Here is a 22,910-nt window from a genome sequence, read left to right as displayed (position 1 = left end):
CCTACCTCCTATTATCGTATCCCTTCGCGAACAAAACTATGGAGAATTAGCACCTACATATGGAGGAATGTAGTTTAGAGTGCAAAGAAAAAGGAGCCAAGGCTCGACTTGCCCTAGCTCACTTTCATTTTCACCATTTTTAGCCAAATTTATAAGTCATGCCATAGCCGCCTTTGGGGTAGACCCAATCAATGTTGTAGGATGGACATGCGATTCGGCAGGTCCCGCATTCGATACAATTTTCAAACGCAACTGTTGTAATCTTGAGTTTCTTTTCCCATTCATAGACGTCCGAGGGACAGAAATAATTGCAATCCTTTGTTACACAATTTAAACAGGTTTGGGTATCCTTGATTACGAGGTGCGACTTATCATCGCATTTATAACGAATGGTAAATAGCTTATCTGAAATGTCACTTTGGCTCATCCGTTCATCGCCCTCCATCCTTTATAGCCTAGCTTCATCAGGTTTACTGTACCGCCTGCAGCATTTTTGATGAGCTTCATGGCCATTTTTTGCTTATCCGCTTTGGTAATCCCATCCACGAGGAACATGTTGTAAGCCGCTTCATTCAGCGCTCTGGGCAGCTTGTCGAACAGTAATTCAGGGTCCTGCTCTTTGAGGAATTGATGCATGCCTTTGTATTTCTGTAAGTCTTTATGGACAAAAGATTCACGAATTTTTTGATCGTAGGCTTTGAGGGAAGCAGCGGAAAAATCGCTTTGCGCTTTGGCCTCGACAATCGCCTCACCGGCCAGTCGACCAGAGGTCATGGCTAAATTCGTTCCTTCGCGGTGCACAAAGTTGATTAACTGCGCGGCATCCCCACAGACGCACCAGCCATCTCCCGACAACGGCGGGATGGAGTGAAAGCCACCTTCGGGAATCAAGTGCCCGGAGTACTCCTTCGTTTCTCCCCCTTGAATCAGTTTCCGAATCATAGGGTGCTGCTTAACAGCATCGAGGACGGCATAAGGCTTCACTTTTTTGTCCCGCAAATGATTAACCATAACGCCTACGCCTAGTGAAATGGTTTCTTTATTCGTGTATAGAAAACCCATGCCTGCCATTCCTAGCGAGGTCTCGCCCATAAACTCAATTGTAACGCCTTCGTCACCTTCTAGTCCGAATCGGTCTTCGATTTTCTCCCTGGGAAGTGCAATAACTTCTTTCACAGCCAATGAAACTTCGTCCGGCATCCATTCTTTGTGAATGCCCATCGCCTTACCGAGCAAGGAGTTCACGCCATCGGCAATGACAACAACCTCGGCGTACAAATCGCCGTCATCTCGATCGGTACGAACACCGACGACCTTATTACCTTCGCGTATCACATCGAGTGCAACGGTTTCGTAGATAGGTATGGCCCCAGCCGCAACGGCTTTGTCCGCGAACCACTGATCGAACTTAACCCGCAGTCCAGTAAAGCAATTATAAGGCTCCTTGTAAGCCTCATTGCGGTGCCCGAAGGTGACCATGGATTCTTTGCCCATCATCCAGATGCGCTGCTCCACAATGTAACGCTCCATGGGAAAGTTTTTTTCTTTCCAAAATTCGGGAACAAGCTCTTCGATTTGCTTACGGTAAAGGACGCCTCCGAAAATGTTTTTGGCTCCGGGGAACTCGCCCCTCTCCAACAAAACAACGGATAATCCTGCACGTGCCATCGTCAAAGCGGCTGCTGAACCGGCTGGTCCACCGCCAACAACTATCGCGTCAAATTTCTCGTTCACTTGGCTTCACTCCTCTCAAGGGCCACGTTAACCCCTGTCTTCGAATCGTCGGACGGCAAGGAGCTTTCGGTGCTTGCTAGTTGGATGCCAAATAAAGTTCGACGCTTCCTTATCTCATTCGTAATGGCAGGAACAATCTTAAACATATCGCCTACTATGCCGTAATGAGCGAATTGGAAGATTGGCGCTTTATCATCTTTATTAATCGCCACGACTACATCCGCATGGCTCATACCTACGGTATGTTGAACAGCACCTGAAATGCCGATGGCGAAGTATAGCTTCGGCCTGACCGTGGCACCGGTTTGACCAACCTGGTGCTCGTGACCGATCCAGCCCGCATCGACCGCGGCACGCGATGCGCCAACGACGCCGCCGAGCGCATCCGCTAGCTCGGCGAGCAGCCCGAAGGCATCGGGCCCGCCCAGTCCGCGGCCCCCTGCCACGATAATCTCGGCATCCTCGAGATTGAGCTTGCCTGTTTCGCGCAGGAAGTCGAGCACCTGCGCGGCAATCTCTTCCTCTCGCATCGTCGCCTGGATGCGAAAGATTTCGCCTTGGCGCGTCGCGTCCTTCGGCAGCGCCTGAAACACTCCGGCGCGCGCCGTCGCCATCTGCGGCCGGTACTGCTTACAGAGGATGGTGGCCATCATCTTCTCGGAAAAAGCCGGCCGGCTGGCCAGCAGCAGCCTTGATGGCGGCGGCTCCACGTCGAGCTGCGTCGTGTCGGCCGTCAGCCCCGTCGGCAGGTGCGTCGCTATCGCGCCTGCCAAGTCGCGGCCCGTCGCTGTCGCGCCGAACAGCACGATCTCGGGCTTCGCTTCCTCGATCAGCTTCAAGCAGACTCGGCTGTATGGCCGAGTCCTGTATGTGCGAAGCTCGGGCGCTTCGCATAAGAACACCCTGTCCGCGCCGTAATGCACGGCTTCATCGGCGAGATGGGCTACATCCTCGCCGATGACGAGCGCCATGAGCGGCGCGTCAAGCTTCGCGGCCAGCTTCTTGCCTTCGCCTAGCAGCTGCCAGGAGACCTTCTTCGCAGCTCCATCTCGCTGCTCCACAACGATCAATACCCCCCGATAAGCCGACCAATCGGGCATCGACGCTTCAGGCTGGTCCGGTGATTGTTCATTTGACATCGTGACTTCCTCCATTCCCGTAACGGTGATTCTGAGATTAGGTCGTACACATGCTTTACTTTCACGAAGACCAGTCCAACAAAGTCTGCATCTCCTTCGTCATGAGCTGATCAGCTAACTGAGCAGCTGCTGCTTCTGGCGAATCAAACACGATCATATGCGTTTTAACCGCTTTTACCTCTGGAACCCATGTTTTGGCTACAATCGTTGGTGAGCCTTTTAGCCCGATTTTCGCTTTTTCAAGATCTGGAAAATCAGCTGTCGTCCAAACCGTTGGCTTATAGCGCGCAGCCCGAATCATGCCAGGCAGCGAAGCTCGTCTCACCTTATTCAGTTCCTTCAGCGCCGTGATCAGCACTGGCATGCTTGTCTCAACGACTTCAATGCCATCTTCCAAGAGCCGATGCACACGAACTTTCCGCCGCTTTTCATCCACACTGGCGACTTTGTTTACATAAGTAAGCTGTTCCAAATCCAATCGGCATGCGACGCCAGGCCCAACTTGCCCCGTGTCGCCGTCCAGCGTTTGTTTGCCGCAAAAAACGATATCCACCGGTCCCCACGTTTCGGCTATTTTACGGATGGTTCGGGCAACAACGTACGATGTCGCCAGTGTGTCCGCTCCCGCGAAGCCGCGATCCGTCACCAACACGGCATCGTCTGCCCCTAGGGAGATGCATTCCTTTAAGCCTTTCTCCGCAGGCGGAGGTCCCATTGTTACTACTGTAATCCTCGCACCCTGTTCATCCTTAATACGGAGTGCCTCTTCCAGCCCATGCATATCATAGAAGTTCACGATACTTGGGACACCTTGGCGAATTAACGTATTATTTTTGGGGTCAATGCGAATTTCTCTAGAATCAGGTACCTGCTTGATACAAACTACAATATGCAGCATCTCTGCACCCTCCTATTTCTTAGGAAACTTGCTTGCACATTCGACAGCAAATGGATCTGAGCTTGTCAGCATTGTGAATTTTGTCACTTAAAATGACGAAACGAAATCGCTTTCACTCTTTTTTTTAAGTTAATAATCTAACACAATATATGCGAAAAGCTTCCTAACATGACACTTACTTTAGTCTAAGGCTCAAAAGTATTCTTACCGATGTTGCTCGCTATCGAGTAGGAGATGGCGTTTAGCCCCGAACGCCCATGATGGGCGCACACAAAAAAAGGATCTGAGTCGACGACTCAGATCCTTTTTTAAAAGAGAACATTTACACAAGCTTACTCCTCTTCCGCTTCTTCTACCTCATACGTACATAGGAAACGCTCTACACCGGGATATTTCTCCCCGAGGCTTCGAATGACGAATCCAATATTCCGATAAAATTGGACCGACTCTTCATCCGTTTCTGCCACGATTCGAACGGGGTGCATATCTTCAATAATTTCAAGGATAATCCCTCTCCCAAAGCCTACCCCTCTGCTCTCCGGTTCAACGGCCAGATGAGTGATCGTCATCTCCTGATTATCACTGAGTTCAAAGCCGATGATGCCCACCAAGATACCTTCGGATTCATACCCAAACAACCATAGATTAGCATCATTTTCGTAACGATCAATTACAGGTTGTAGCGCCTCCGGATCGGGGAAAACACTGTAGCTAAGCAGTTCTTGTATTTCATTTTCGTTTAGTCGAGATTTCACATTAACTAACATCTTTATTCACTACTTTCATTAATCGTTATCTACACATAATCTAACAACTTAAGCAAGCTGTCAATATTCGCTATTGGGGTAATCCCCTTCTCCTTCATCAAGTGTCCATTGGGACCATAGTTGATAAAGGGGATTCCAGCATCTATGGATGCTCTGCCATCTATCCACGAATCTCCGATCGATATCCATTCGCTCTCAAGAATTTGCGGAAAATGCTGCTTAGCAGCGAAGTAACCGGATGGAGATGGTTTCATGGCTTCCATCTGCTCTCTCCCGATGATCAAATCGAAGTATGGATGAATTCCGGTCGTTTCCAACGCATGGACCGCTGCCTCGTATGAATTATTTGTCACAATAACCAGGACATAGCCAGTCTTTAAAACATTCAGAAGCTCGGAAACATCGGATTCCAGTCCAGCGCCCTCCATACCTACTAATTCATGTTGAACGACCATTTTCATCACTTCTGTATAGGACTCTTCAGGCATCCCTTTCGCTTTCACATACTCAATCATGGTTGATGTGGTATGCCCTTGAATTGGAAAACCAACCGGCAATAAATCATGCACAATAAGGTAGTCCGCCACTTGCTTTTTCATCATTTGGAAATTAATCCTAGACCTCAGCAGTGTATTATCCATATCAAAAATAATGCCTCGAACATGGCTTGATTTATACATTGAACCTCACCTATCCATCTCTAGAACTATAGAAAATTTAAGAATTTAGCATTATTAATTATTTTTAGTTGAATTCGACATTATTCGCTAATTATATGTAAATACCGCTATAGACACGTCATTTTCAACTAATTATAATGAGGCGTAATAACTGGTATAAAAGCTTTTCCCATCATTAACTAGTGCCTTTTGAACTACATATATAGAATCGTTAATAGCAAACCATTGGAAACAATGCGACGCAAAGCCATGACCTAAGGCATCCCTAATTGGGATGCTATGGACGACAGGTTACCGAGTCAAGGAGTTCATCCTTTCATTCGGGATGGACTTTTTTATTTATAAGAAATGAGGTTGATTCATGCACCATACGCTAACAGATAGTTATCCTATTTACCTCATGCTGCTATCGTTCATTATTTTAATAATTGCTCTTTACATATCCTTTACTAACAAAACAGCACTCAAAGCTTCCATTGTAGAGTCTGCTATCGATTGTATCATGATGTTTAATTCAAATGGGAGGATCATAGAGTTTAATCCTGCGGCAGAAGCCATTTTTGGTTATGAACGCAAAGAAGCTCTAAGGCTTACGTTAATCGATTTTCTTTTTGAAAAAGATGACCAGGAGACAACCTTCTTAAATCTGCTATTCACGGCCAAAGACGAAACGATTATCGGAAAGCGAATTGAATTGAAAGCATTTCGATCGGATGGCAGCTTATTTCCGGCGGAAATAACGATTACGAGCATTCCGTATAAAGGAAAGCATGTCTATACAGCTTATCTTCGCGATTTGACTGAAAAAAAGAAGTCCGAGGAAATGATACAGCAGCTAGCCTATTTTGATCTTCTGACAGGTTTGCCAAACCGCAACCAGTTCACTCAGCTTTTCCATGATACGTTAAACAATGCCATACTACATAATCAGAGCTTAGCTCTACTCTTCCTTGATGTAAATCGGTTTAAACTCATAAATGATACCTTAGGCCATCCCTTAGGAGATCTAGTTTTGCAAAAGTTCTCCGCCCTGCTCTCCGAAAGTTTGTTTGAACAAGGCATTGTCTCCAGACTTAGTGGCGATGAATTCGTGATTTTGCACCCGTTCGGAAATCGGAAGTCTGCTGCTTTGCAAGCGGAGAAAATCATTCAACAATTGGAAGCTCCTTTCCAAATCGACGGGCGAAATGTTTTTGTTTCCACCAGTATTGGTATCTCTTTGTATCCAATCGATGGAGAAGATCCGGGGGTTTTACTGAAAAATGCCGATCAAGCGATGTATTTGGCCAAAGAACGTGGAGGAAACCATTATTATTTTTATGAACAGGAAATGAGTGTCATTTATTCGAGGAGAAGCGCATGTGAACAATCTCTCCGGACAGCCATAGATCATAATGAACTCTACCTGATGTACCAACCCAAATTCCATATTCCTACCGGAAAAATAATCGGGGTAGAAGCTTTACTAAGGTGGGATAGCCATGAGTTAGGAAGCATCTCACCGAAGGAATTTATTCCTATTGCAGAAGAATCCGGACAAATTATTGCAATCGGGAAATGGGTTTTACATACAGCCTGCGTACAAATGAAAAAATGGCAAGATGCGGGTATGGAGCCTGTTCCTATTGCAGTCAATATATCCGCTGTCCAGTTTCATCAAGAAGATTTGGTGACTATGATTCTCGAGATTCTGCATCAAAATGAGCTGGAAGCACAGTACTTAGAACTCGAAATTACCGAAAGCGCAGCGATGAATAACGGCCTCAGCTGCATGGAAAAGCTTTATGCTTTAAAGCGTATGGGAGTTAAAATCTCCGTCGATGATTTCGGAACTGGTTATTCTTCTTTAAGTTATTTACATAAATCGCCAGTCGATACTTTGAAAATTGATAAAACAATCGTTCAAGACATTTTCACCGGTATATCTGCATCTTCAATCATTGAAGCTATTATGGCCATGTCGCATAGTTTAAAATTGAGTGTCATTGCCGTAGGTGTAGAAACTCATGAACAGCTCACTTTTTTAGAAAGAGTTGGTTGTCAAAATATACAAGGATACTTATTCTCAGTTCCACTTACAGCCCAGCTATTTGAAAAGAGTTATGTTATTCATGATGCAAATGCTAGTCCAAATGCTTTATGAGAAAAGCCAGAATGCGGAAGTTACTCCGTCTTCTGGCTTTTCATATTGGACGCCGAACGAATAGCAAACGGCATGGCAAATGAAAGTAAGCTTGCCAAAAGTCCAAACACGAACATGCCGTGAATACCCGTGTAAAAGACGCTGGATTTAGTAAGGATCGCCCCCATAATTGTTACGCTGACCGCTGTCCCAATATTCCTTGCAAAAAGCTGCAGCGAGGTTGAAATCCCCTTCTGGTGTGCTTCTACAAGCTGCTGTGAACCGATTGTTGTAATGGTGAAAATTATACCGTAAGCAATACCAAGCGTAGTTAGAGCGCTAAACGTGTACCAGAATGGAGTACCTTCGTGAATGAAGTAAAATAAGGCCGCAGTAATAACCAGTATTATATTACCTATGACTAATAGCCGTTTATATCCAAAGCGAAGCACCCATTTTCCACCAGGTATAGCAACGGCCATCCACCCAATGGATGTACTTAGAAGTGCAATACCGCTGACAAACAACGAGTAGCCTTGATTTTGCAAGAAGAGAGGTATGAAGCTGGAAGTCCCAAAGAGAGCCGCGCAGCTAAGAAAAGAGCTGGCAATCATAGTGGCCACCGGACGATTGCGCAGCAGATTTAACGGAACGAGTGGCGCAGGATGTTTTCTCTCATATAAAAAGAAAGCAATCATAAATATGCCCCCTAGCGCACCATAGATGTAGCTATAATGCTCAACTGCTGTTGTAAGCAGCAATAAAGATATACCACAGGCAAACAAAATAGCTCCGCCATAATCGACCACTGCTTTCTTCGGTTGATACACTTCCTTATACGGCTGCAAGGCAAGAAGTGCAACGATACATACTGGTATATTAACGAAAAAAATCCACCGCCAGCTCAGGTAGGTCACGAAGAATGTACCCAGAAGAGGCGCTAATATCGCAGATAACCCCCACATCCCTGTGAAATACGCTTGAACTTTACCGCGCTGCTCCACCGGATAAATATCTCCAGCAATGATGGCAGGAAAAGGCATCATCACCCCTGCACCAATCCCTTGAATCGCTCTGAAAAGGATCAGCTGCAGCATACTCTGGGATAAACCGCAAAGCACTGATCCGAAGAGAAACAGTAGTATGCCTGCTGCATAGATCCGTTTTCGCCCAAATAGGTCAGATAATCTGCCTGCTAATGGAGCTAATACAGTAGAAAGGACCATATAAGAGGTAAATGCCCATGCGTACAGGTCATTGCCACCAATTTCTTTCACAATAATCGGCATTGTGGTATTCGCAATCGTGGTATCGATAGACGACACTAATACCGCCAAAACAATACTCACCATAACCGTTGTTCGATTTCTAATGGATGTCCCCTCCTTAATGCTGACTTTTTTTACATCCATATATTGTAACTGATTCCAGAATGAATGAATAGCATGTTCAGAGCATGATGAAATCAATTAAATTAAAAGTTTTCCTTTACATAATGCTTTTCTATATAATAAAATTAATCCAATATGGTTAGTGGGTAATTGGATTGGGGACATGACAACATGACTTTAACAGTTTTATTTATGGGTGTATTCGTTGGTTTTATGGTCGGATTGACTGGTGTAGGCGGAGCTTCGCTGCTCACCCCCATCTTGATCCTGATTGGTATAAATCCTTCAATTGCCGTGGGAACAGACCTTCTTTATAATTCGATTACAAAGCTTTTTGGCACCATTCAGCATTGGCGGCAGAAAACGATTGATTTCAAGCTGGTTAAAATGCTCGCTATGGGTAGTATTCCTGGTGTAATCGCAGCCATTATTTTTTTGAAATTATTCAATTCGTTCTTTCATAATCAGGAGATCATTATTAAGCATGCTCTTGGTTATGTCTTGATTCTAGTAGCTTTTGCTACCTTGTTTAAAGTTTTCTTCGGCCACAAGATCAAAGAAAATCGTTGGCAGCTCAAATCTTTGGAGGAGAAACGAGGACTAACCATTACAATTGGTGCTGTATTGGGTTTTGTTGTCGGACTTACGTCCATTGGATCTGGCTCCCTGTATGCCATTGTGATGCTTTACTTTTTCCGTATGATTCCTGCTCAGCTCGTAGGAACTGACATCGCTCATGCTTTCTTCCTTGCGACAACTGCAGGTATTCTGCACGCAAGTATGGGGAATGTAAACTATACACTCGTCCTCAATCTTCTCATCGGTTCAGTTCCCGGTGTCATCATCGGCAGCATGCTATCCACCAAGGCACCGACCAATATTCTGCGCACGATTATTGCTAGTCTGGTATTAATTAGCGGTCTTAAATTAATAGGATGAATCGGAGCTGAGGCACGGTTTTTATTTTCATTCAACTGGTCATCCATACGAAGAAGCGTCCGAGTAGACTTAATCGGACGCTTTTTGCTGTGCTCATATCATGTCGTTTTGTGCGGTTCCCCGGGAAATATCTGCTCCTTTACTTCAACGTCATTTCCCGAGTAAACCACAATTTATAGCTAAGTATGCTCAATATGATACTTGTAATTACCACTGCTGCTGTGAAAGCAAACAATTAGTATATCACAGGCATAATTCAACGTGGCATTAACCCATTTTTCGTAGGAAATAGGCTTTAACCTACACCTGGAGACTGACCTTAGTCATACTTTGTGATGTATACCCAATGTGATGATAAAGGAGCTACTGCATATGCAGCGACTTATGTGTAAAGGGAAGATCCACCGTGCGACGGTAACGGAAGCCGATTTAGATTACGTTGGAAGCATTACCATAGACGGTTTACTGATGCGCAAAGCGAATATTTTACCCTATGAAATGGTTCAAGTCACAAGCCTGCGTAACGCTACCCGGTGGAAAACTTACGCGATACCTGCGCCGGAAGGCTGCGGTAAGATCGGTTTGAATGGTCCCCCTGCCCACCTTTTTGCTCCTGGCGACCTCGTTATTATTCTTAGTATGGGCCTTATGAATGAAGCCGAAGTTATCAACCTCAAGCCTCAAGTGGTTTTCGTTGATGAACGTAATCAATTACTCCGAGTTGAAGAACATGATTTGGTTATTCAAAAGCAAGAAGTGAAGTCTAATGACTAAGAAACTAAACACAAGCAAATGGTCTAAATATAAGCTGCTGCGGAAATCATCTAAACTTAGTGTGAATCTTCCAGAAACAGCATGGCTGAGAAAGAGCTCTTTCTGGCGCATGATAAAAAAATACGGTGAGGTCATCATTAAACCGACTGGGAGCTATGGGGGCAATGGTGTCATTCGGATCAAAAAGATGGATTCTTCCACATATGAGGTACAGGATGGCGCTACGAAGAAAAATTTTACAGAGCATACCCAATTAAACGCCTATATCAAAAAGAAAGCGGGAAAGAACAACATCATTCAGCAGCGAATTCCGCTTGCTACGGTGAATGATCGGCCCTTTGATCTAAGAGTGATGGTGCAGCGACGCCTCAATTCACCTTGGGAAGTGACTGGTAAACTGGCCAAAGTGGCCGGAAAGGGCTTTATCGTAACGAATATTCGCATGAGCAGCGGTAAGGTCGTATCCGTGGAGCATGCTCTCAAAAACTCGGCGCTCAAAAAGATGCGGGCTGCTGACCTCCTCTCACAGCTCGATAAAGTTGCTCTACAAGCCGCTCAGAAATTAGGTCCTTTCTATCCTTGGGTGCGTACGATGGGGATTGATATGGCTTTTGATAAAGAGGGAGATGTTTGGATTATTGAGGTTAATTTTGCTCCCATGCTTGAGCTATTTTTGAAACTGAAGGATAAATCGATGTTCCACATAATGAAGTCATTTCACAGAAAAAAACAAAAAAATGAATCGTAAAAATAAACCGGAAAATAAGTTCGAAAAATAAAATAAATCAAAAGACACAAGCCGTTTCCTTCTTCTCCTCTTAGTAATAGTCTAAATAAGAGTTTGCAATAGCGAAACTCAAATTACAACTACAATAGTTTTCCTGTTGAAAACTTTGAGGAGGCCCGGAGATGAATCGATTGGGGCTTTATTGCTCGCGATGTTCTGCAAGGCTCCCTTTCCGCTATCAAGAAATGAAATGTGACTGCGGTGGCACTTTATTGGTCGATTACGACTTGGAGCACATAGCTAGAACGTTAACGAAGGAAGCTTTACAAACACGCTACCCATCGATGTGGAGATATAAAGAATTGCTTCCAGTGAGTAACCCTGATTGTATCATCACCTTAGGAGAAGGTTGGACGCCGCTGCTGCGCATGCAGGAATGGGAGCAGAAGCTGCCGATTAAACGTCTATGGATCAAGAGAGAAGAGCAGAACCCGACGGGGAGCTTTAAGTCGAGGGGCTTCTCCGTCGCTGTTTCCTTGCTCAAAGAAGCCGGAGCGACTAAAGCGGCCGTTCCATCAAATGGAAATGCCGCGGGCGCATTTGCAGCCTATGCAGGGCGTGCCGGAATCGAGGCTTCCGTCTTTATCCCCATGGATTGCCCACCATTAATTGTGGACGAGTGTCCGTTATATGGAGCAGCCACCTTCTTTGTCGACGGCTTCATTCATGATGCAGCAGCAATCATTGAAGCGGGTAAACAAGATCAGGGTTGGGTAAACATCGGCACATTGAAGGAGCCCGGACGTGTAGAAGGCAAGAAAACAATGGGACTTGAGCTCGCCGAACAACTTGGTTGGACGTTCCCCGACGTTATCATTTATCCAACCGGCGGCGGCTCTGGTATTATTGGCATGTGGAAAGCTTACCAGGAGCTCAAAGAACTCCGCTGGATTGACGGTCCCATGCCAAGATTCGTCTGCGTTCAGGAAGAGGGATGCCAGCCAATTGTCGATGGCATAGCATGCAGCCAAGCTGAAAGTGACCAAGCTGCCGGAGTAGAAGCAAGTCCGACAGGTATGCGCGTACCGAATCCGCCAGATCTGGCGTTCATCCTGTCGATTGTGGAACAGAGCGGCGGCACAGCCATCGCCCTCTCCAAGAGCCAAATTGCCGAGGCCACTCGCACTTTGGGCTCGCAGGGCATCTCCGCGTCCCCCGAAGGCTCGGCAACTTGGGCAGGACTGCTTGCCCTCTGTGACAGCGGATGGCTGCGTCCGAGCGATTCCGTTGTGCTTTTTAACACATCGCATGCGATGAAATATGTGAAGTTTGGTTCCATCTCTGCACTTCCGATTATTAAAAGCTATGAGGATTATTGCCGTTTGTAGGAATGCTGTACGTTGTACAACTTCCCATGATGCAAACACAAAAAAGCCTATTTACAGGAAGAAAAGACCAAACCTAACCAAACAAAACCAAATAAAACCAAATAAACCAAGCCAAAACAAAACAGCCAGGAGGAAACCCTCCTGGCTGTTCATTTTCTCAACCTTATTGACCTAAATTATTTTCTTCATACAACCGATACATCGCTTGAATTAAAGGCTCTGCCGGGTCACGATTCAATAAATATAACGTCATTAAATATTGCAGCGGAAGTGCACACGTATTATTGCCATCTTCAACGGCTACGAAGCCAGCCTCTAGGACTGGACCATGCTCCTCATGAAGCTCCAAGTCCACGTAGATCTTTTGATCAGGGAATTCTTCTCGTACGGTAGCCGCACAATAAGGAACAATATGTTTATCCAGCAGCTCTTTGGCTTCATCTTCCGACTGTGGAGGATTCGGCAGCGGATGATTTTCTGGGCTTCTCAGCAAGTCTACGAAGAAGGACGATAGCCACAGCCCCGCATTCGGATTCGTTTGGAAGTTTCTCATAATTTCATTCAAGAAAAATCCGCATGATGTGGACTTTTCATCATTTTTAAGTGTGAAAGCAAACATGGGACCGTAAGTCGGATTATTACCGATTTGTCCATCTACTTCATATTCGGGAAATTGTTCTTTCATTACTTCTTGAATGTGCTGAAACCAAGTCATAATGATTTGGGCCTGCTCGCGTTCTTGATCTTGTTCGTTATCTACTGGAGCTTGTGTATCGATATCTTTTTCTGTCATTGTGGTTAAAGCCTCCTGAATCATTCAAATTGGCACGAATATCCCTATTGTACCGCATTTGATCAAGATCAGAAAGCTTATGTTGCATTTTTAAGGTCGAATGCGAACAACCCCGACTTCCGAAGCATTTATCGAAATGGCAATGCCTCCTTGACCGATCGTTGCTTTAGCAAATTGTCTTACTCTTCCTTTCAATTTTCCATTGCTATAGCTTTGATTTAAGCATAGACGAGCTCCTCCTCCACTTGAGCGCATGAACAACAGCTGCATACTCCAGTAGCATATGCGCAAGGAGTGACAGGTTGTCTCGGCGAGTACATAGGATGAATGTGATCGTTTTTCCGGTTACAATCGTTTTGGTGTCGGCATACCCAGTACTTCCAATACATGATGCATGGTCTGTTTATACGTTTGCGTGATCCAAAGGCGATGGGCGATGTGTTCTTCACTACCTTTTAAAACCGGACAAACACTGTAGAAATGGTTAAAAAGCGAAGCTAGCTCGAAAGCATAATGGCAGAGTATGCTAGGTGCCAATTGCTTAGTGGCAGTTTCCAGTGTTTCGGGCCAATAGGCGACGTGCCTCAAAAGGTGGTATTCCTGTTCTTCCAAAAGGGTCCCATCGAACTTTGCCTCCATCTTATGAAGTCGAGTATCTTTCTTCGCTTTGTCCAATATACTGTTTGCTCTTGTGTATGCATAAAGCAAGTAGACGCCCGTGTTCCCGGTAATTTCCGTCGCATGTTCCAGGTCAAAAACAACTTCCGTTTGCAGCTGATATTTCAGCAAATAATAACGGATCGCAGCCGCAGCTATCGATCTGCTGGAAATCCCCGCTTTTCTTGAGCGTTTAGCGTCAATGACTCTCTCCATGCGATCAAGTAGGTCCGCGACTTTAATTCCAATCCCTTGGCGTCCAGACATCGCATAGGAGCGCTTGTCATCCGAAATATCAATACCCAGTCCTGAAGCAGTTTCCGGGCTTAAGGAAACGACCCCGTAGCTCACGTGCTTAAGTTGACTCGCCTGCTGCTCATAGCCCAGTACTTCTAGAGCTAGCTTAACCATTTCCTGCGGGTATTGCTGACGATAATCAATGACATTAATGACGACATCCGCTTGCCCTATCGATTTCATTCTGCCCTGGGAAGCTGTGGACCATAGTCCATCCTCCCATTTTTTATATACAAAATCATTCGGCAGCACACCGAATTTCCATAGATGATAGGCTATATCCTTTGCTGTATACGTTAAAATACCATTGGAACGGACGAGCACTTTATCCCCTTGATAATCCGTGCTTTCTCCAGCTGTAACAGCTCCTTCTTCTAGATTCTTCAGTACCCAGCAGCCTGCTAGTTTCCCATCCGTCACCTAATGAAACATACCTGTTTGGCTTAACAGCTCGAAGGTTGTATCCCAAAATCCCGCTCTCACAATACTGCTTTCCCAAACCAGCACATCGTAGTGAATACCGAATTGCATCATTTCTTCCAACTGCTCGCGAACGATCCTTTCCGCCACCAAAGCACCCATCCATGCAAGATTGGAATGCCCGCTCTCTAGCGAATGAAGAACTGTAGAACGCTGCTCTACTAGCTCCGGCTGCACTTTGTAAGCCTGATTCACCTTCGCGTAAGTCTCCCAACAAAAGTCGCCAAATCGATTATAAGGCTCTTCTGTTTGTGTATGAAGAATGCCCACCACGGTATCCGCTAATTGATTCCCCAGATCATCAATATAGTTATGCACCTCCACCTGATAGCCTGCTTGCGAGAGCATGCGTGACAACGAATCACCGATACAGGAATTTCTCAAATGGCCAACATGAGCGGCTTTATTGGGGTTGATTGACGTATGCTCGATCAAAATTTTAGTTTTGTTTTTTTGGTCAACAAGCTCTTTGGCAGCACCATAATGACCAGAAGACCAGGTGTCCCAATTTACATAAAAGTTCAGAAACCCCGGCGGCACCGCCGCCACTTTGGCGAATAAGCCTTGAACACACCCGTTTTTTTCTATGCGTTGTTGAAGCTCTTGCGCGATTTGCAAAGGAGCTTTTCGAACTATTTTGGCTAAAAGCATTGCTACATTCGTGCTGTAATCACCGTGCTCAGGATGAGCTGGGTGCTCCGTCAAGATTTTCAGAGTCGCAGGCTGTTCTATTCCGTACTCTTGAAATAAAACATCTACATGAAGCTTGATTTCATTCGTTAGAAGCTGCTGAATCATGGAATATTCCTCCTAATAGGATAGTGCGAAACTGCAAATGTTTTTTGCAGGAAAACACAAAAAAGCCCCCGTCTCTACAATAAGAGACGAGAGCTGTTCATTCCCGCGGTACCACTCTAAGTGTTAAACCACTGGTTTAACCACTCCAACGATAACGGCTTATGCCGGATCTCCCTACATCGTACTTTCGGAAGACCATTTCCCAGGCCCGCTTCACTCTTGACATTCGTACCGGTTCCCACCTGCTCCGGCTCGCTGCGACTGTCCGACAAGAATTACTGTCCTGTTCACCAATGTTGCTTATGAGATTAAGAATTTACTGAATATTACAGCAATAATAATGTGTTGTCAAGATGCAACTAATTTCATCATCATAATGCCAATGAATGCTAAAGCTAAGCCGGATTGCTCCATTTTCGAGAATTTGTCCCTCAAAACAAACCGTGTATACAATAAAACTATCAATACATTAAGTGCAACGACCGCGGAAACTAACCCCGTTTTCCCCTCATCGAACGCATGGATAATGAAGATCATGCCAATGACATTTGTAATCCCGACGACCATTCCAATCAGGAAGGTTCTACGTTCTGTCCAACTGGCTGGCGCAGCTTCCTTTCCTATATCCTTGGCCCTGTCTTTCAACCACCATAATCCAAAACAGCATGTCCCTGTTGCAAACATAAAAAATAGCGTTGGAAATAATGGCGCAGAAACGATGGTTGTCCATTTGCTAGACAAATCATTTCCGGCAAAAAGAAACAAAGCAAGCACTCCCCATCCGGCTCCTTGCAGATTCTTTAATGTGATATCATTCGAATAACGAACGAATAAGATACCTACAACGATCACAATGAAGGCAAAGAACTGCCATAAATTGAGTCGTTCATCCCAAAGTAGAAATGCAACGAAGACCACAACGACCGATGGTAACCCGGTGAGGATGGCAACTAACGAGGCTTTGCCTACCGCAAAGCCTTTGAACATACTGGCATTGGCTCCAAATGAGAACAATCCCATCTGAACACCAATCAGAGCAGACACCGTCCACTCTTGCTGTGAAATAAGGGCGCAGCCAATGCTGACGAGCGCCCCCATAATAAATGTGCCGCAGAGCAGCACATTCCGATTCAGCGATTGCTGACTGGTCCAATGATATAGAATGCCCCGCAGCCCGAAACTGATAGCCGCAAGTACTGAAAATATGAGCCACATGAGAACAGATACCCCTTTCTTTTAAGCAAAGATCGGGTAATTTTACCACATTAATCTTTATTGAACAACACTTGGTTGTAACAATAAACGCACAAGGATCGCATCGCCGCCAGCAGATACTTTTACTTCAGCAAATTTGGCATCCCGTTCATATACACCGCCTGTTCCTTCCGGAATGAAATAAGTTCAATGCCGAACTCAATACCCTCGTAACCGATTTTGCTTCCATTCAAGCGAACCTCTCCCGCTGCTAATGTTTCCCCTTTAGTGTACACGCGGCGGTATTCGTAAACACCTGTCGCCCGGTTCGGAGCGAGAACGATTGTAATTTTCTTCTTAGAAGTGGACGCATGATCCATAACTTCAAAGATTTCCGTCTCAGATATCGTATAACGCAAACGCACATAATCACCCTGAATGAGAGAACGTGGATCAAGCGGTTCAAGCTGCAGCTTAATTAGCTGTCCGTGAGCGAGCAGCCACTCACTTTTACCAATTTGTAAGGACATTGCCATGACTTGCAGCAGAACTAGCAGGGCAATAATCCAGCGGTTCATTGTATAATTAGAGCTAACCTCCGCTGGTTCAATCGCTTCCAAGCGATGTCTTTTTTCATACCAAACTGTAAAGGCGAGAACCAAAATCCCGATGACTGCAAAGCTAATCGATTTGTGCAGAAGCTTCCAGGGCAGATCGTAATATTTGTATACTAGGAAAGCAATCCAGAAGCCCATTGACCAAGCGTAAATCCATTTAATATGCAGTTGTCTACTAATGACCAAAGCGAGAACAACGACGATAAAGAACAGCACATTGGCTATATAGTACCAAGATGACTCCGCCATAAAGGTTAAGGCAAATAAAGTTATCAGAAATGAAGGAAAACTGCTGTAAAGTATAGGTTGTCTGACTCCTGCATTTGCTATGACCTGACCACTGGCAAATATAACGAATAATAAACTGGTAAGCATGGTAAGCACAATTATCCCGCTATCCATCCAATTGAAAAGTACAAAGGAAGCAACAATAACAGCGGCAAGAAAAAAGAATATACGATGAACCAACCCAGCAATGCAGATAAAAGCTGCAATCGTAAGAACCAGGAAAACCAAGAGAATAGGAACATTCTCTGTAAAAACAGCCGCTCCTGCGCCAAGCAGCAATCCACTAATGAGAATCGTGTATCGCACTAATGAATTTAGTTTTTTCGCTATGATCATCGCAATGACAGTGACACAACCAAAGCCTATTAGTATATTCTCCGGTTCATTAAATCCTAGTACAACAGTGATAATCCCAATGATCGTCAAGCTTCCCAGAAGCGAACCAATAATGATGACAGAAACCGTGAGGACACGGACGACCCATTTGGTAAAATCTCCATCCGGCTTCGCTTGATCCGAAGCTTCTAAATCTGAGCGATTTCCCGGATCCAAATGCTTGGATTCAGGATTCCAAGAGCGAATAAAGTTCATGAACTTCACATTCGCAAAGATGAACAAGATAATAAACAACAAGCTAGCAATGAAAAAAAACTCGTTATAATGCTGGATAATAAGCTCGATATATTTGACTGTCACCGTAATCGATACCCACAAACCGGCAAACAGTAGATAAGCTTTGTTCCTCGTCTTGTGTGTATAGTAAACGGTTATCGCAAGTACTAGGACGAGAGGTAAGTTCATAAAGCAACCGTACTTTTCGTACGCTTGAGAATTTGAAGCGACGACTAAAACCGCCATCCCTACTTGAAAAGAGATCCATTTGAGAAATGGCGAGTGCAAACGACCCTTCTCGGTCAGGGCATACAAGATGGCATTCGCAATGGCGATTCCGAGCCAGATGGCGATTTGGATGATTTCCACATCTGAAATCCCTCCCCAACGTCCGAAGAAATAAATCCCATAAGCGAGATGGCCTAAAATATAGGCCAGTACATAGTAGGGCTGCCATCTAGTTAATAGGGCAAGTAAAAATGCTGGAATGAACCATACGGCGAACAAACTGTAACTGTCAGCATGAGAATTGTAGGTTTGCCCAATGAGTCCAACACCTACACCGAAGGATATACAACTAGCAAACAGGCTAAGTTTACTTAGAAACTGCCTGCCATTTTGACGAGAAAGCCATACAGATAAGCCGTAAAAGCCCATTATGAGCACAAAGACAGGAATGAATTTCTCCCAGCGGTTTAATTTCTCCCAATTCGTAGCAAAAAAATATACAATGGCGGTTAGTAAAGCACTTGCTCCCAATACATAGCCTAGTTGAATCGTAACAAATTTGGATTTCATGATGATTCCCCCCTCGCTTACTTCTTATTGTACTAGAGATGTTCAGTTTGAGAAGTACTATCTATTCCTAGTACCAGATCATTAGCCCATGGATGACTGCGACTTTAAAAAAACAAAAAAGCCAGCCCTAGGCTGGCAAGTAATCAAATAAAGAAAACCCTTAAATTCAATTTGTAATCTTAAAATTTTGAACAGAACTTTGCAGTACAACAGCCATATCAGATAACTGGCGAATAGCCGAAGTAATTTCCTGAATGGAAGCACTTTGCTCTTGAGCTGCCGCCGCAACTTCCTCGTAGCCTGCAGATTGTTCCTCAGTAATCCCAGAGATTTTCTGCATGGCGTTAGAAATGATCTCAAAGGATCTTTCTGCTCTCTCTAAAGTACTGATCAAATGGTCTGTCCGATTGGAGAAAACGGAAATACCGTTAAAAATAACTTTAAAACTTTCATACGTATCATTAATCCAGCTTTGACCTTGTTCAACTGCTTGATTTCCCTGAACAATGCTCTCCATAACAAGAAGGCTATCATTTTGGGTACTGGAAACGAGCTCGGTGATCGAGCTTGCGGCTTTCGTGGATTGCTCGGCCAGCTTCTTCACTTCACCAGCGACAACGGCAAAGCCTTTCCCCTGTTCGCCAACCCGTGCCGCTTCAATGGACGCATTCAGAGCCAATAGGTTCGTCTGCTGTGCAATTTCAGTGATGATATGGATAATTTCCCCGATTTCCTTCGAACGGTTTCCAAGCTGCTGCGCGGCTTCTTGGGAATGCTTCATCTCTTTCTGAATAACATTCATCTGATGTAATGTCTTCTCAACAAGCTGCTGGCCGTCTGCAGATTGTGCACCTACCTTATGGGCCATTTCCTGCATCTCTTTGACTTCGGATGTTACTTCTGATAGCTCCGAATTGATCTCAACGATGGATGAAGTACTCTCTGTAATGGAAGAAACAACTTCAGCAACCCCTTCGTTCATGCTGTTCATAGAAACGGCAACCTGCCCGCTACTTGCGCTAGATTCGTCCGCAGACTGATACAATTGTGCGCTGGTATTGGTAATGAGGTTGGATGAAGAAAATATTTGGCGGATCAAGGAATCTAAATTCTGACGCATCTCGTTAAAAGCATTTGCCAATTTACCGATCTCATCTACTCGCTGAATAGAGACTTGTGCAGACAAATCACCGGCAGCAACCTTTTCTGTTATACGCATCAGTTGAATGACCGGTCTCGTCACACTCCGACTTATGAAATAGGCTATTAAACCGCCTAAGACTACAACGAATAAGGTAATCGTAAAGGTTGTCCATAACAATTCTTGCTTCGTTTTGGGAACGACCGAGGCGTCTAAATCAATGCCGACAATTCCGACATTTTCGCCTTTACCGTTTTTGAGGGGAACAAATACTGATTTATGTATACCAAAATCATCCTTATAAATTTCACTGATCGTTAATTTATTGTCCTTGATCGCGTTGTTCATCTCAGGCGTAAAAGGATACTCGGTGCCGAAATCTTCATCAAGTCCGGTTAAAATGACGATTTGATCTTTATTTTGGACTTTCTGTAAGACATAGACATTCTCAAGAGAGTCTTGCTTTTTAAACTGTTCAAATTGCTGTTTAATTTTCGTATAGGCCGGTTTATCTTTGCCTGTAATTTCATCTGCATGTTCGGGAATTGAAGTCAGATATTTCGAAATATTTTCAATATTTGTGGTCAATCTTAGTACGAATTGATCCTCAAGCTTCGTTGTTAAACTTTTACTGGCCAAATAGGAAGAGACGGAGAAAGCTGCGCATACGAATACCAACAGCAGCAAGATACTGCTCGTCATCTTCACCGCGATTTGTCCTTTGAACCAGTTTATTATTTTATTTGGAGCATGCTTTGCCACTTTTCAATTACCTCCTGCTTAATATCGATGTTTCGGAATATTTCTCGTAAACTTGCGCTACAGTTTCTTTCAAATATTGAATAATTTCATGTACGTGTTTTGTCTCCGTATAAGGGGAGATGACAAAAATCTTTGTCGCGTATAATGCGATAGAACTATCATCTTTCGTTTGAACAAGCAGATGCTTTTTGGTATCGCCAAAAAATATACGGTCGCGATGATTCCCAAGCATTTCGAATAAACGCTCGTTAAATTTATTATTCCGTTCAATTTCCTTAAGCGTGCACTTGCCCGAAACTTCTTCCTGAAATTGAGGACTGCCTTCCGGATATATACGAAATAATGTAATGATGCCGGGGTTGTCGTTATTAACGATTTCAGCTTGAGGGATTTCTTGACGCAGCGCTTCCCGGAAAGCGAGATTAACCTCAACGAACTGAGCTAGCAATTGCTGATACCCTTGAATACCGAATGCAAGCAAAGCGCTGTATATACTGATGGAGCTAGCCATGCGCGAGCACTCCAACGTATATCCGGAATGATACTGACCGTATCCCCGATGTCCGACATAGGGGGTTTCATCCGGATGCAGATCCATGAGCCTTAAATCGGCGGCATCCTTGACCAGGAATAGACTTGTCAGGTAAGGGGTTTGCCCTAGCTTTTGAAAATCGAAGCAGAGCGAGTCGGCCAAATGCAAGTGCTTCATCTTGCTTTGAATAGAAATTAAAGCCTGAGCGACATCTTTCTTTAATTCAAGTGGATTGGCGGCGAAATCATAGTCATTAAAGAAAGCAAAGAATGCACCTAAAGCAGAGTCTGCATGAATATGAGGTCTGCGCAACCCATGACGAACGGCTGACTTGTCAGACACAGCATAAATTTGTTCCAAATCGTCAATCCCCATGGCATCCGTCGTTCCTGTCGTAGCTACAATGTACATCGGGATTCCGCCTCTTGCGATCACTTCTTCCATTTTATGTTGCAAATCTTCCACATCCATGGAGCTGTCAGTGTTCGTGCGAACTCGGATCAATCTATCGCTCCCTATGCCTGATGCCTCCATAGATTTAAACAAGCTGTAGTGAGCGGCTTCGGAACAAAAAGCATACAAGTTGTCGGGAACACCTTTTTGCAATGCATCCGGAACGAATTTGGCGATCGCTATCCGGAGTCCTGAGAATACAGCTCCTTGCCCGCCCCATGTCGTATACCCGCCGCTTTTCAACGCATCATAGCCTATTAATTTGGACATCATGCTGATGACCCTTATTTCCGTTTCAGCTCCGGCTGGGCCGTATACATCCCATAAATTGTTGCCGTTAACCAAAAACGCCGCGATCATGCCCATAATTCCCGGGATACTGGCCATCGGCAAAATATTCGTTAAAAAATATTTCGTATGATATGGATGATCATGCAGCAATTTCAATAACTCTGTATTAACTTCCTCTAAGGGGACGCTGCCATTAGGAATGGAGCTATTTCGAATAAGATTGTTATAAAAGGTCCCTGTTCGGTTTTTCTCGCCCTTGAGATTGACGCCGTCCGGGTTTTTGAGATCATCCACTCCCGTTACTAATTGTTCAATGAGCCGCAAAACGATTTGACGCGTTTGTTGGTTTCCATCCTCACTGGGGAATAGTTGCTGTACATTCGTTAGTCTTTTCTCTCTCATTAATTTCTCTCCTATCGATAGAATTGCTTGAAGAAAATGTTCACAAAAAAAAGGAGAAACATAGGCATAAATGCCCCTATTCCTCCAATTGCTACAATGCAACTGGCTGACATATCCTTGTTGGATGTAGTCCCTCTAGCTTTGCGTCCCTATTTTTCAATAGGTTTGCCATTATAAAGTTGTAGGTGAAAATTCCCATCTTCGACAATAACCGACAACAAAACTTTACAATTTTA

General features: G+C 44.6%; 19 protein-coding genes, 2 riboswitches and 1 other annotated feature. Of the genes, 5 read left to right on the top strand and 14 right to left on the bottom strand.

All coding sequences use genetic code 11. From position 1 onward, the window contains the following. Positions 1-139: 139 nt before the first annotated feature. The 6 genes from QFZ77_RS17905 to QFZ77_RS17880 all read right to left on the bottom strand — a co-directional run bounded on the left by QFZ77_RS17905 (position 140) and on the right by QFZ77_RS17880 (position 5,218). A complete protein-coding gene (locus tag QFZ77_RS17905; RefSeq protein ID WP_036634482.1) occupies positions 140-427 on the bottom strand; it encodes a ferredoxin family protein in 288 nt (95 codons plus the stop codon). Beyond that, complete coding sequence (locus QFZ77_RS17900; protein WP_307441532.1) at positions 424-1,734, bottom strand: FAD-dependent oxidoreductase; 1,311 nt, start codon at positions 1,732-1,734, stop codon at positions 424-426. Before QFZ77_RS17900 ends, QFZ77_RS17905 begins: the two co-directional genes overlap by 4 nt. Continuing rightward, entirely contained in the window at positions 1,731-2,873 is a 1,143-nt protein-coding gene (locus QFZ77_RS17895; protein ID WP_307441530.1) for an electron transfer flavoprotein subunit alpha/FixB family protein, read from the bottom strand. The genes QFZ77_RS17900 and QFZ77_RS17895 overlap by 4 nt, the downstream gene beginning before the upstream one ends. Before the next feature lie 61 nt (positions 2,874-2,934). After that, a complete protein-coding gene (locus QFZ77_RS17890) occupies positions 2,935-3,771 on the bottom strand; it encodes an electron transfer flavoprotein subunit beta/FixA family protein (protein ID WP_307441529.1) in 837 nt (278 codons plus the stop codon). A gap of 332 nt (positions 3,772-4,103) precedes the next feature. Further along, positions 4,104-4,526 (bottom strand): GNAT family N-acetyltransferase, encoded by a 423-nt coding sequence (locus QFZ77_RS17885; protein WP_307441528.1) that lies wholly within the window; start codon positions 4,524-4,526, stop codon positions 4,104-4,106. Positions 4,527-4,567: 41 nt separating this feature from the next. Then, positions 4,568-5,218, bottom strand: a complete 651-nt coding sequence (locus tag QFZ77_RS17880) for an HAD family hydrolase (RefSeq protein ID WP_307441526.1) — start codon at positions 5,216-5,218, stop codon at positions 4,568-4,570. 206 nt (positions 5,219-5,424) lie between these two features. Next, positions 5,425-5,517, top strand: a riboswitch (cyclic di-GMP riboswitch). A 62-nt stretch (positions 5,518-5,579) separates the two neighbouring features. Between QFZ77_RS17880 and QFZ77_RS17875 the strand changes: the two genes are divergently transcribed. After that, positions 5,580-7,361 (top strand): putative bifunctional diguanylate cyclase/phosphodiesterase, encoded by a 1,782-nt coding sequence (locus QFZ77_RS17875; RefSeq protein ID WP_307441524.1) that lies wholly within the window; start codon positions 5,580-5,582, stop codon positions 7,359-7,361. Between the two features lie 20 nt (positions 7,362-7,381). Here the strand turns inward: QFZ77_RS17875 and QFZ77_RS17870 are convergent, their stop codons facing one another. Then, on the bottom strand, positions 7,382-8,713 hold the full coding sequence (locus QFZ77_RS17870) for an MFS transporter (protein WP_373462749.1): 1,332 nt from the start codon (positions 8,711-8,713) through the stop codon (positions 7,382-7,384). Between the two features lie 189 nt (positions 8,714-8,902). On the opposite strand from QFZ77_RS17870, the gene QFZ77_RS17865 reads away from it, so the two are divergent. The 4 genes from QFZ77_RS17865 (at position 8,903) to QFZ77_RS17850 (ending at position 12,559) form a co-directional block, all read left to right on the top strand. After that, positions 8,903-9,670 carry a sulfite exporter TauE/SafE family protein gene (locus QFZ77_RS17865; protein ID WP_307441520.1) on the top strand — a complete coding sequence of 256 codons (768 nt, stop codon included), beginning with the start codon at positions 8,903-8,905 and terminating at the stop codon, positions 9,668-9,670. A 372-nt stretch (positions 9,671-10,042) separates the two neighbouring features. Next, the gene (gene panD, locus QFZ77_RS17860) at positions 10,043-10,444 is read left to right on the top strand and encodes an aspartate 1-decarboxylase (protein WP_307441517.1); all 402 of its coding nucleotides are present in this window, start codon (positions 10,043-10,045) and stop codon (positions 10,442-10,444) included. Then, positions 10,437-11,192, top strand: a complete 756-nt coding sequence (locus QFZ77_RS17855) for a YheC/YheD family protein (RefSeq protein WP_307441515.1) — start codon at positions 10,437-10,439, stop codon at positions 11,190-11,192. Before panD ends, QFZ77_RS17855 begins: the two co-directional genes overlap by 8 nt. Before the next feature lie 161 nt (positions 11,193-11,353). After that, positions 11,354-12,559 carry a threonine synthase gene (locus QFZ77_RS17850; protein ID WP_307441513.1) on the top strand — a complete coding sequence of 402 codons (1,206 nt, stop codon included), beginning with the start codon at positions 11,354-11,356 and terminating at the stop codon, positions 12,557-12,559. A 163-nt stretch (positions 12,560-12,722) separates the two neighbouring features. On the opposite strand, the gene QFZ77_RS17845 is transcribed toward QFZ77_RS17850, so the two are convergent. From QFZ77_RS17845 to QFZ77_RS17815, 7 genes are all read right to left on the bottom strand, one after another. Then, on the bottom strand, positions 12,723-13,352 hold the full coding sequence (locus QFZ77_RS17845) for a hypothetical protein (protein ID WP_057306470.1): 630 nt from the start codon (positions 13,350-13,352) through the stop codon (positions 12,723-12,725). A 345-nt stretch (positions 13,353-13,697) separates the two neighbouring features. After that, complete coding sequence (locus QFZ77_RS17840; RefSeq protein WP_307441509.1) at positions 13,698-14,726, bottom strand: DALR anticodon-binding domain-containing protein; 1,029 nt, start codon at positions 14,724-14,726, stop codon at positions 13,698-13,700. Then, entirely contained in the window at positions 14,727-15,584 is an 858-nt protein-coding gene (gene argS / locus QFZ77_RS17835; protein WP_307441508.1) for an arginine--tRNA ligase domain-containing protein, read from the bottom strand. Between the two features lie 79 nt (positions 15,585-15,663). After that, positions 15,664-15,884, bottom strand: a binding site (T-box leader). Between the two features lie 48 nt (positions 15,885-15,932). Then, positions 15,933-16,799 (bottom strand): EamA family transporter, encoded by an 867-nt coding sequence (locus tag QFZ77_RS17830; protein WP_307441506.1) that lies wholly within the window; start codon positions 16,797-16,799, stop codon positions 15,933-15,935. A gap of 122 nt (positions 16,800-16,921) precedes the next feature. Next, positions 16,922-19,093: a GDYXXLXY domain-containing protein gene (locus tag QFZ77_RS17825; RefSeq protein WP_307441505.1), complete on the bottom strand. Its 2,172-nt coding sequence runs from the start codon at positions 19,091-19,093 to the stop codon at positions 16,922-16,924. A gap of 166 nt (positions 19,094-19,259) precedes the next feature. After that, on the bottom strand, positions 19,260-20,996 hold the full coding sequence (locus tag QFZ77_RS17820) for a methyl-accepting chemotaxis protein (RefSeq protein ID WP_307441503.1): 1,737 nt from the start codon (positions 20,994-20,996) through the stop codon (positions 19,260-19,262). 7 nt (positions 20,997-21,003) lie between these two features. After that, positions 21,004-22,674, bottom strand: a complete 1,671-nt coding sequence (locus QFZ77_RS17815) for a pyridoxal phosphate-dependent decarboxylase family protein (RefSeq protein ID WP_307441502.1) — start codon at positions 22,672-22,674, stop codon at positions 21,004-21,006. A gap of 94 nt (positions 22,675-22,768) precedes the next feature. Then, a riboswitch (cyclic di-GMP riboswitch) is annotated at positions 22,769-22,854 on the bottom strand. Positions 22,855-22,910 lie beyond the last annotated feature (56 nt).

Source organism: Paenibacillus sp. V4I3 (assembly GCF_030817215.1).
Taxonomy (GTDB): domain Bacteria; phylum Bacillota; class Bacilli; order Paenibacillales; family NBRC-103111; genus Paenibacillus_E.
This window is presented reverse-complemented; position numbering and strand designations above follow the sequence as displayed.

Coding starts and splice junctions, on each gene's coding strand:
- panD (WP_307441517.1), top strand. CDS start 10,043: ATGCAGCGACTTATGTGTAAAGGGAAGATCCACCGTGCGACGGTAACG.
- QFZ77_RS17875 (WP_307441524.1), top strand. CDS start 5,580: ATGCACCATACGCTAACAGATAGTTATCCTATTTACCTCATGCTGCTA.
- QFZ77_RS17825 (WP_307441505.1), bottom strand. CDS start 19,093: ATGAAATCCAAATTTGTTACGATTCAACTAGGCTATGTATTGGGAGCA.
- QFZ77_RS17850 (WP_307441513.1), top strand. CDS start 11,354: ATGAATCGATTGGGGCTTTATTGCTCGCGATGTTCTGCAAGGCTCCCT.
- QFZ77_RS17855 (WP_307441515.1), top strand. CDS start 10,437: ATGACTAAGAAACTAAACACAAGCAAATGGTCTAAATATAAGCTGCTG.
- QFZ77_RS17830 (WP_307441506.1), bottom strand. CDS start 16,799: ATGTGGCTCATATTTTCAGTACTTGCGGCTATCAGTTTCGGGCTGCGG.
- QFZ77_RS17895 (WP_307441530.1), bottom strand. CDS start 2,873: ATGTCAAATGAACAATCACCGGACCAGCCTGAAGCGTCGATGCCCGAT.
- QFZ77_RS17905 (WP_036634482.1), bottom strand. CDS start 427: ATGAGCCAAAGTGACATTTCAGATAAGCTATTTACCATTCGTTATAAA.
- QFZ77_RS17845 (WP_057306470.1), bottom strand. CDS start 13,352: ATGACAGAAAAAGATATCGATACACAAGCTCCAGTAGATAACGAACAA.
- QFZ77_RS17865 (WP_307441520.1), top strand. CDS start 8,903: ATGACTTTAACAGTTTTATTTATGGGTGTATTCGTTGGTTTTATGGTC.
- QFZ77_RS17815 (WP_307441502.1), bottom strand. CDS start 22,674: ATGAGAGAGAAAAGACTAACGAATGTACAGCAACTATTCCCCAGTGAG.
- QFZ77_RS17890 (WP_307441529.1), bottom strand. CDS start 3,771: ATGCTGCATATTGTAGTTTGTATCAAGCAGGTACCTGATTCTAGAGAA.
- argS (WP_307441508.1), bottom strand. CDS start 15,584: ATGATTCAGCAGCTTCTAACGAATGAAATCAAGCTTCATGTAGATGTT.
- QFZ77_RS17880 (WP_307441526.1), bottom strand. CDS start 5,218: ATGTATAAATCAAGCCATGTTCGAGGCATTATTTTTGATATGGATAAT.